1 pseudogene is annotated in these 1,312 nt (G+C 69.1%); it reads left to right on the top strand.

Features of this window, described 5'->3' with window-relative positions:
- Positions 1-86: 86 nt before the first annotated feature.
- Positions 87-1,166 (top strand): annotated as a pseudogene (locus E2C06_RS36495) (IS5 family transposase); the annotation flags it as partial.
- Positions 1,167-1,312: the final 146 nt, after the last annotated feature.

The following is a 1,312-nucleotide window of genomic DNA, read 5'->3' as shown; positions in this document are numbered from 1 at the left end:
CGATCGCCTAGCAGGCTGCTGAAATTCCCTCTCGTGACTGGCGCTGGATCGTGATTCGCTCGCCCCTGTCGGGGGGCGAGGTCAGGATGCGCGGCAAGGACGAGGTTCGGGGATCGCTGTTCAGCTACGTCGACCTGGAGCAGCGGATCCGTCCCGACCACCCGCTGCGCCTGATCCGCACCATCGTCAACGCCACCCTGGCCGAGATGTCGGCGGAGTTCGACGCGCTCTACCCGCCGACAGGCCGGGACTCGATCCCGCCCGAGCGGCTGCTGCGGGCGCTACTGCTACAGGCCTTCTACTCGATCCGTTCTGAACGCCAGCTGGTCGAGCGGATCGACTTCGACTTGCTGTTCCGATGGTTCGTCGGCCTCGGCGTGGACGACCCGGTCTGGGACGCCACCACCTTCACCAAGAACCGCGACCGACTGCTGGGCGGCAAGGTCGCCGCGCGCTTCCTGGTCACCGTGCTGGCGCAGCCGCAGGTGCGCGGCTTGCTCTCAAGCGAGCACTTCTCGGTGGACGGCACGCTGCTGGAAGCCTGGGCCAGCACCAAGAGCTTCCGGCCGCAAGACGGCTCCGGCCCGCCACCCGACGCGGGGCGCAACGGCGAGCAGTCTTTCCGCGGTCAGACGCGCAGCAACGACACGCATGCCTCAACGACCGATCCCGACGCCAAGCTGTTCCGCAAGGGTCCGGGCAAGGAGGCCAAGCTCTGCTTCATGGGCCACGCCCTGATGGAGAACCGCAACGGCCTGATCGTCGGCGCCGTCGCCACCCGCGCCTCAGGCCATGCCGAGCGGCTGGCTGCGCTGCACCTGATTGAGCCTTATGCCGAGCGCCCGAACAAGGTCACGCTCGGCGCCGACAAGGGCTTCGACGCCCGCGACTTCGTCGCCGAGCTCCGCGAGGTCAACGTCACGCCGCACCTGGCGCAGAACAGCAGCGGGCGACGGTCCGCCATCGATGGGCGGGCCACACGCCATCCCGGCTACGCCGTCAGCCAGCGCATCCGCAAGCGGATCGAGGAGGCGTTCGGCTGGGCCAAGACCATCGCCGGGCTGCGCAAGGCTCGCCACCGTGGCCTGCCCAAAATCGACTGGCAGTTCACCCTGGCGATGGCGGCCTACAACCTGGTTCGCTTGCCGAAGCTGCTCGGCGCGGCAGCGCGACGCCCGAAGACCGCCCGCAGGACGCCCACGGCCGGAAAGGGGCGGCCTACCCGCCGCGCCGTCGTCCCCTTACGAGCCCACCCAGACCAAGCAGCAGCCCGCTCCCGCCCAGCAGGCAGGCTTTTCAGCAGCCTGCTAGG

Origin of the sequence: Dankookia rubra (genome assembly GCF_004355005.1) — a bacterium.
Classification (GTDB): domain Bacteria; phylum Pseudomonadota; class Alphaproteobacteria; order Acetobacterales; family Acetobacteraceae; genus Paracraurococcus; species Paracraurococcus ruber_A.
This window is presented reverse-complemented; position numbering and strand designations above follow the sequence as displayed.